An 8,805-nucleotide genomic window follows, 5' to 3' on the forward strand; every position below is an offset into this window, starting at 1 on the left:
TTATTGCTAAGAGCAAAAAGGCTGTACTTGAGATCAAATGGTTTCGTATTATCATGAGTTGTCGCCTTTATTAAAGTTAATAAGTTAGAAAAAGCGGGTTCAGAGAAGAGAGTCAGTGACGGATTTTTTAATTTTCACCGCCCTCATAATTCCAAAGCGTATTCTAGTCTCTTGTTATAGGTACGTTTCAGTGCACGTACTTTGTCTCAAATCCACTCGTCTCGAGCCACTTGTCTCAATGGCGAGCAGAATCATGAGTTTTAAGAGTGATCTCTTGCCATTTGGACAACGATAGGTTACATCGAGGACTGCCATGGTCGTACTTCTAAACTTCACAACCGAGTTTTTTCACTGCCTTAATGTGAATGTTAGCCTTCTGGCCATCGTCAAAATGAATCGTCTTCCATTTCTGCAGACGGTAACCAACGATTTCTTTTTCCGCAGCCAATACAGAATTTGCAAACAGACTCGCAGCAATCACCATTGTGATGCCACCAAATAAGGTCTTCTTCAAATTCATCGTAAACATAGTCATTTTCCTTTCAGTTTTGATAGACTAGAAGTTGCTGGAAGTATCTATACATCCCAGTGAAAGTTTCAAATTAAGTGTCGACTTCGGTATCGACAGTTAAGATTTTAAAATATCATGTACAGGCTGTTGACTCTCCAATGATTCTTCCATAAGAGGGATTTCAGTCGTCGTAGATTCTACGATTCGTTCACCTGCCTTGCGTCCGAACGTCCAGAGTAAAGCCGGACGAATGAAGAATTCCAAAATAGTGCTGCTGATCAGCCCACCCAAAATTACAGTAGCAACCGGATAAAGAATTTCCTTGCCTGGTTCCCCGGCGGAGAGAGCAAGTGGTACTAATCCGATGCCTGAGGTCAGTGCCGTCATTAGCACTGGAGCCAGCCGTTCTTGGCCAGCACGAATGATCATTTCTTTCGACCAGGACTCGCCTTCGTAACGGACCAAGTGCAAATAGTGATTCAGTAGCAAAATTCCATTCCGCGATGCAATGCCTCCTAATGAAATGAAGCCTACCATGGCAGCAACTGTCAGGGTTTGCCCGGTGATTAATAGAGCGATTACCGATCCGATAAAGGCCATCGGTAGCGCCATCATCACTTGAAGAGAAAAATTTATCGAGCGAAACATTGTGTAGAGTACCATCAGAACTCCAAACATTGAGACACCGAATAAGATTCCAATAGTACGGCTCGCACTTTTCTCACTTTCGAACTGCCCACCGTATTCGACGAAATAGCCGGACGGCAACGACTCAATGACTGGCTTTTGAGCAAGTTGCATTTCTGCCACGACATCGACCAGTCCACGACCTGTAACGTTACACTGAATGACAATACGACGACGCACGAGTTCACGGTTAATTGTGTTCGGTCCGCTAGATTTATATAGTTTAGCTAATGACGACAGTGGGGTCGTTCCTCCATTCGGCAGATCAATCGACAGCCGCTTGAGTGCTTCCATGTCTTCTCGATATTTTTCATCCATGCGAACAAGTAGATCGAACGTTCGTTGACCAAGCAGGACACTACTCACGACTTCGCCGTTCATCGCCGTGGAGATGTATTCATTTACATACGATGGAGTAAGCCCATACAATTCAAGTTGGTCACGGTCAAGTTGGATGCGGAGTTGCGGAATCTCAACTTGTGGTTCGACGAGCAAATCTGTGACTCCCTCAATTTCGCGCATCACTGCAGCCATTTCCTGGGCCTTTTGTCGGAGGATGTTGAGATCATCTCCATAGATTTTAATACCAACCTGGGCCTTCACACCGGATATCATATGCGAGATAAGATGCGCTAGAGGCTGTTCAACCGTTGTCACGATTCCAGGTATATCCTCCATCGCGTGACGAATATCCTCGATTACGACTTCCCGACCTCGATCAGATTCTGGATCAAAACTGATAATCATTTCGGAGACATTGACGCCTTCAGCATGCTCGTCAAGTTCAGCCCGTCCGGTTCGTCTGGAGAAGGCCTCAACCCCCTCAATCTTCATCAAACGTTCATTTACGGATTTCGCAATCTCATTCGACTTTTTTAATGCTGTACCTGGTGGCAAAACCACATTCAGTTGTGCCACACCTTCATTAAACGGAGGAAGAAAGTCCCGTTCCAGACTCGCCAGTGCTACAAAAGCAACAGCTACACCAGACACGCCGAATAATAACATTATTTTTGCGTAGCGGAGACTTAGAGAAATTGCGCCACCAGCGGCCCATTTCAGAAATCTTAAAAGTGGTCCATCCTTTTCACTCTCCATCAGCTTCGCCCGTGAGAGCAACCAGTAGGACAAGACAGGCGTTAATGTCAGGGATACAAGTAAAGAAGATAGAATCGAAACAATATAAGCTACACCAAGCGGTGCAAAGAGCCTGCCTTCCATGCCTGACAGAGCGAATAGCGGAATAAACACCAGTACGACAATCATTGTTCCGAAAACAATGGAATTGCGGATTTCGACACTCGCCTGAAAGACGACAAGAAGCGGGGGCTTCGGATTCTCCGCATGACGATTTTCACGAAGTCGACGAAAAATATTTTCGACATCAACAATGGCATCGTCGACTAGTTCGCCAATCGCCACAGCTAACCCGCCAAGAGTCATTGTGTTGATGGAAAGCCCGAAAGCAGTGAAGACCAGAGCGGTAATGGCGAGCGAAAGTGGGATTGCGGTCAATGTAATGAACGTCGTTCGAAAATTCATCAGGAACAGAAACAGGATAATGACAACCAGAATGCCGCCGTCTCGGAGCGCCTCGATTACATTCTCAATGGCCCGATCAATGAAGGCCTTCTGCGAGTACAACTCCGGCTGAATACGGATATCGTCCGGCAGTGATGGTTTGAGTTCTTCAAGCGCCTTCATGACCTGATCGGTAACTTCACGCGTGTCTGCGGTGGGCTGCTTGTTTACGGTCAGGACAACAGCCGGACCACCAGAAAACTCACCGTTCTCGTTTCGAATATACGCCGAGCTATCACCACGTTTGACTTGTGGCCCTTCCATGACCTTGGCCACTTGCGAAAGTCGTACTGGTCGCCCCTCGCGCATTATTACCACAACTTTTTTTAAATCATCAATCGTTTGCACGCGTCCAATCGCTCGTACGAGAAATTCATTCGGCCCTTGATCATCAAGATAGCCACCCGTTGCATTCTCGTTACTCTCCGCGCAAGCCCTTTTAACGTCGTGGAGTGTGACACCATATTTCAGTAGCTTGTCGGGGTCAACGAGCACTTGATACTGCATCCGCCCTCCACCCATCGTGAATACCTGGGAAACACCAGGAATGGTGAGCAGTCTTTGTCGAACAACCCAGTCAGCAAGTGTTCGTACCTCCAACGGTGAAGTTTTCTCGTCTTCGCTCCACATACCAATCATGATAATCTGGCCCATGATCGATGAAATGGGGGCTAGTTGAGGTCTTACTCCTTCCGGCATGCGATCCTGCACGAGTTGCAACCGCTCCATTACGATCTGCCGGTCGTTGTAGATATTGGTACCCCAGTCGAATTCGACATAAATCACCGAGATACCGACGCCAGCAGAACTGCGAACTGCTTCGACTCCATTGGCACCATTGATAGCGGTTTCGAGTGGAAATGTGATAAGCGACTCGACTTCTTCGGGTGCCATTCCTGGCGCCTCAGTCATTACAACGACTCGTGGCCGATTCAGATTTGGAAAAACATCTATATCCATTTGGAGTGTTTGCCATCCACCAAACCCCAGCAGAAATAATGAGAATACAACAACTAGTAAGCGCTGACGTAGAGCAAAGCGAATTATGGAATTTAACATTGTTAGGTCCTCTTAGTGGTTATGTCCGGCATGAGGATCAACGCCACCGCCAGCTTTGTTCTTTAGTGCCACCTGCATTTGATGCGCTCCAGAAAGCGCGATCGCATCACCCGAAAACAGCAAACCATCATTGGCAATAACCACCGAATATTGATCGCTGTATTCAACGTGAACTGGTACACGGTCGAAATGGTCTCCGTTCTCGAGAAATACGTAGAACTCCGCCCCTTCCTGTGCCACAGCATCAATCGGCAACACAATTTTATTTTTCCAGTGCTCTACAGGAACACGGAGTCGCAATCGTTGGCCCGGTTTATATTTCCAATCGATAAAGTAATGACCATCATTGGTTTTTTTATTTCGTTCAATTTCGTTTGTAAGCCCCACGTAGAAGTGCATTGCGCGAGAGGACGGGACTACTTGGTTCGCGACATAGACGAACTTCAATCCATTGATGATCTCTGAATGTAGTTGGTTATCTTCACGAACAGCTGATACAGCTGATTCATTGCGCGCTGCAGCATGTAGTTCGTTACTGTCTTGCTCAAACGCATTTCCTTTGATGTATAGTTCGCTAAAATCCGCAAGAATACACAAAGTCTGCCCCGATTGGACGGACTGCCCTTTAATAATTTGCAAGTCCTGTACCACAAATGAGGACGTTTGCTTCTTTGATTTCTGGTTGCTATCTTGTGAAATATCAGAGACTTGTCTAAGGAGAGGTTCAGGTAACTGTAATTCGTTACCCTGCCCACTAGCAGGAGCATACACTAAGAGTTCGCGAATTAATTTTCGCTTTGATTCAATTTGAGAAATTTGAGTCTCTGATAGTCCATGTAGTAAGAGAGCTTCTTTCTGTGCGCTTAATATGGCATTTAATTTTTGTCTTGCATATTCTCGTTCCAAAATTACCTTCCCAGCCACGATGCCAGATGTGATCTTCTCTAAACGAGCGATTTCACGGTTTTCAACTTCTAATTCACCTATTGTTTGTAAGAATTTTGTTTGAGCCTGGACGAGATCTTCATGTGTGAGACGAATTTTAAACATTAACATTCCAGAACGAATGGCTTCTCCTTCAATGATGTGTATCTGAGTTACGATACCAGTCATGGGAGCGGTAATATGGATTCGTGTCCGTCCAGGACGTTCAACGATCATCGCTGGAATGTTCAAGGTTCGTTCATAGGTCTGCAACGCGACTTCACCAACAATCAATCCAATATTACGCCGCGCCTGCTCAGAGAGCTCCAAAGACGTTGAGTCCTCATGCGCATGACTAGGATCACCGTGGTTGTGACCACTGTGGCCGATGTCTTCTCCCTGGCTACCAGCAAGATTTTCGCCTGATTGTTTATTGATTAGTGAGAATTTTTGCTTGACGAGTGGAAGCCAAGTGTCACGAACACCCCAGCAAATTCCCGATATGAGGAGTACAGCTATTAAGCCGTACCATTTGAGCGAAATATCGCTTAATTGAAATCGCATGATACTATCCCGCGCTATCAGCGCAACAGAACACCATTTAGGTGAAAAGATACTAGGAAAGAAGAACGGACTTAGGTGCCAAGTGACACGCAAATTGCGCAGAAGAACTGTGACCCGGTCAGTTTACAGTTGAGAAGAGGCGTAGACCGCCTAGACCAGCCAGACCTGTTTGCGCAAGCGCATACTGGTGGATATTGAGTTAACCGGAATATCTCGACGGTACTCAATGCGTGTGGTAGATACATTGATAGAAGTGACTATCGGTGCAACTTCAAGTGAAGTTGCTTTTACCAATGCAGTTAATTCAATAGGAGATGAGCTTACATATGTACAAGAGCTTTCCTCACATGGAATATGGTCGTGCTCGTGATTCTCTGGGTTATTGTGTGAGGAGTTGCTAGCTATTGTATCAGTGTGATTGTGCGAAACCCAAGCTGTTGCGTGCACAGACAAACAAAGTGAAGTAAGCTGAGAACCCTCTTTATGCTCATGGTGAGGTATGTCATTGTGTGCATGCGTATGATGATAGCAACAACCAAGCAATGCATGAAACACTATGGATAAAGCAGCTAAAGTGCTTAACATACTGTTTGCCATGATTCTTGGGTACCTTTGAAGATATGCTATATTTATTATTAATAACAAGCAAGTAATTATTGCATATTGACAGTTTTAGGTCAATCTCTAAATTTATTTATAATATAATTACAGCTAGAAGTAAATGTGTTGTTGATCTTGCCCCCAACCTTGTACCAGTTGGAATGTTAGAAATCCAAGTTTTAATCATCCCTGGCGCGCCAGGGATGATTTTTTCGCAGTGCGTCAGGCATGACGCGCAGCGTCACGACCTGACGCTGTCAACCGGTAAGCGAAAGCGATCCGGGAAGTGACTTGTCGGGTGTAAGTCCCGATGGAGGCCTTGATGACAGGAACTCTTAGCCGAACTGCAAGGGTGTCCACCGCGAGGTGGAATCTGAAGGAAGCAGCAGGCAAACTCCTGGCCCGAGGAACACGAATCACATATGAGGCGCCGGTTGGATGGGCGAGAGGGCTGTAAGACTCGAAGCCCGATGTCATCTGGATCGAATCGGCGTATATGGTGTCCTTCCGGTAAGCGTGCAAAATATTTCCGTTGTGAATTATTTGGCGGGCCAGTCAGGAAGCGAGGCCAGCCGGCGGTGGGAGCTCAAGCAGCGGTGGGGAGTTCAGCGATTGCCTGACGGTAGTTCCAAGGCAGGAACCGTTCGGGATGGGCGGCGACTTCGCTGGGATGACGGAAGAGTTCGGTGAGATAATCGAAGGAGTTTGCCTGATTGAGCTCGCAGGTGTGGATCAGGCTCATGAACATGTCGCCAATGCGGGCCCCGTTTTGCGTGCGATAGAAAAGCGAATTCTTGCGATGGCAGATCGCTTTTTTCAGAGCCCGCTCGCAGACGTTATTGTCCAGCGGGGCTCCGGCTTTGTGCAGAAAGAGCGTCAGCTTCTCCCAGTGTCTGAGCAGGTAATTGACGGCGGTGCCCAGAGCCGAGTTCGGCTCGACGAGCTTTTCGTCGAACTGCCGATGCAGCCAACTCTTCAATTCCGTCATCGCCGGTTGGCTGTGGGCTTGATGTAACTCCAGACGTGCTTCGGAAGACAGCCCCTCCTTCCGGGCAGCGGCATCATTTTTATAGACGATCTTCAATGCTTCGAGCACTTGGCCGCACTCTGCGGGAAACAGATCGTGAATCTCCACGAACTGCCGGCGGGCATGGGCCAGGCAGTTGGCGACGATCGTCCCCAGTTCCCGGGGCATGTTCCGCGCGAGCGCATCGCACATCTGGATCGGAGACTCAAGTTCGGCTGCGCGCTGCTTGAGTACCTCGGCCAGGTTCTCGCCGGCGTGCCGATGCGAGCTGAAAAACAACGCAATGCGGCGACCATCCCGCGTGGAAATCACGCCGGACGTGAACAGACCGGTGCGGTCCGGATTGTCCGCGAAGGGAATCCGGCGTTCTCCCATCAGGGTCAGAATCTTCACGGTTGTGTCGTCGTTGTAGAGAATCGCTCCCTGAGCGGCTTCTCGCATGAGGTCTTCGAAAGCCGGATTGAGTAGAGGGGCAAAAGTGGAAATCACATCCCACTGAGTCGAGGCCGGCAGAGGAATTTCCAGGTTCCCCTGCAGGCCCTGGAGGCGGTTGAAGGGAAGCCTGCTTCCATATTTTAAAAGGCCGATCATCGCACCGGCCCTGGCATCGTATTTCTCGCGGCCGGCTTCCTGGGGAAGCGCGGCCGTGAAGACCTCGCCGCACAGACCGCAGCGGAGGCGTTCCAGTGCATAGGTCCTGGCACCCAGCGGAGCCTGGCCTGTGATCCGCACCACAGTGCGGGGCGGCTTTTGATAGAGGGTTCCCTTCCCGCATTCCGGACAAGGATCGCCGACGTGAAGCGAGGAGTGAGTGATTTCGATCTGCTCGGCCCCGCGATATGCGTCGGCTCCGTTTCGACCGTGGCCTCTGGGAGGTGGTTTGCCGTTCCGCTTTTTGTCGGCTTCGTCGGACTCGGTTTCGCCCGCGTCCCCGGTACGCTCCACGGATTTACCGGAGTTCGGCTCGGCATCGGCCTGATCAGAATTGCCCACGACCTGTCTGGTCTTCTCCGTCTTCGCGCCGAACAGCATCTTCTGCAGCCGGCCGATTGACATGTTCTTTTCTTGAATCAGGCCCGCCACATATTCATAGGATTCAAAAACCCGCTCGATCAGCTCCGCATCTTGATGAGCCAGCGATTGCCTGGCGCGGTCCGCCACATCCTGGAGTCGTTTGTGATCCACTTCCATGACCTCCGGTTTCTTCCGATTCATGATCCACCATCCGTGGCAAACACAGAGCCTCCAAGTCCGTTCGCTCAGTGAAGGAATACCCTGATTGTCGCAGCGTGGCAAGAGCAATTGCCTGATGCGACGATCAAGCCTGGGGGCCCACGGGCCGCCAATCGGGGGCAGCTCCCGTTCGCTCCGGGTTGCCGGCCGAGAACAGAACCGACAATTGATGAGCAGCCAGGCGTTGCGTTGCGGCATCTCGCGTGTCGGGCCACCAGTGAAGGCGCCCTTCGGAAAAACGCTTGTGACAGAGCCAGAAACCCTGGCCATCATACACCAGCACCTTGATGGCCGTCTTTCTGCGATTGCGAAAGCAAAACACCGTCCCCGCGAAGGGGTCTTCACCCAGGGTGTCTTTGCACAACCGTGTCAGCCCATCGATGCCCCTGCGAAAATCCGCCGGTTGGGTGGCGACCAGGATCTTCATCTGCGGTGTAATGGCCAGCATCAGTTTGAACCTCGCAGGCTGCGTCCCACCACCGCGATATCGGCGGCCTGATAACCTGTCAGATGGACCCGCAAAATTCCGGCATGGTCCTCCCACTCGATCACGCATGCGGAAGCCGGGGCAGAGACGGACGGTAATTCGACAAATGCCGAGCCGTTCTCCGCTGGCTGC

Annotated in this window: 5 protein-coding genes; all 5 read right to left on the reverse strand. The window is 49.6% G+C overall.

All coding sequences use genetic code 11. The features are described from left to right. Positions 1-325: 325 nt before the first annotated feature. The 5 genes from AACZ40_RS26510 to tnpB all read right to left on the reverse strand — a co-directional run bounded on the left by AACZ40_RS26510 (position 326) and on the right by tnpB (position 8,634). Positions 326-529 carry a hypothetical protein gene (locus AACZ40_RS26510; protein ID WP_145190885.1) on the reverse strand — a complete coding sequence of 68 codons (204 nt, stop codon included), beginning with the start codon at positions 527-529 and terminating at the stop codon, positions 326-328. Between the two features lie 99 nt (positions 530-628). Further along, positions 629-3,838: an efflux RND transporter permease subunit gene (locus AACZ40_RS26515; RefSeq protein WP_145190888.1), complete on the reverse strand. Its 3,210-nt coding sequence runs from the start codon at positions 3,836-3,838 to the stop codon at positions 629-631. A 12-nt stretch (positions 3,839-3,850) separates the two neighbouring features. After that, positions 3,851-5,326, reverse strand: coding sequence for an efflux RND transporter periplasmic adaptor subunit (locus AACZ40_RS26520; protein ID WP_291174110.1), 1,476 nt, complete (start codon positions 5,324-5,326; stop codon positions 3,851-3,853). A gap of 1,186 nt (positions 5,327-6,512) precedes the next feature. Further along, positions 6,513-8,249, reverse strand: a complete 1,737-nt coding sequence (locus tag AACZ40_RS26525) for an IS66 family transposase (protein ID WP_339676574.1) — start codon at positions 8,247-8,249, stop codon at positions 6,513-6,515. 22 nt (positions 8,250-8,271) lie between these two features. Next, positions 8,272-8,634, reverse strand: coding sequence for an IS66 family insertion sequence element accessory protein TnpB (tnpB, locus tag AACZ40_RS26530; protein ID WP_339676576.1), 363 nt, complete (start codon positions 8,632-8,634; stop codon positions 8,272-8,274). Between the last annotated feature and the right edge of the window lie 171 nt (positions 8,635-8,805).

The organism is uncultured Gimesia sp., from assembly GCF_963972345.1.
In the GTDB taxonomy this organism is placed as follows: Bacteria; Planctomycetota; Planctomycetia; order Planctomycetales; family Planctomycetaceae; genus Gimesia.

Bases quoted from the DNA above. Each gene is read 5' to 3' on its own strand.
- AACZ40_RS26520 (WP_291174110.1), bottom strand. From the start codon at position 5,326: ATGCGATTTCAATTAAGCGATATTTCGCTCAAATGGTACGGCTTAATA.
- AACZ40_RS26515 (WP_145190888.1), bottom strand. From the start codon at position 3,838: ATGTTAAATTCCATAATTCGCTTTGCTCTACGTCAGCGCTTACTAGTT.
- tnpB (WP_339676576.1), bottom strand. From the start codon at position 8,634: ATGCTGGCCATTACACCGCAGATGAAGATCCTGGTCGCCACCCAACCG.
- AACZ40_RS26510 (WP_145190885.1), bottom strand. From the start codon at position 529: ATGTTTACGATGAATTTGAAGAAGACCTTATTTGGTGGCATCACAATG.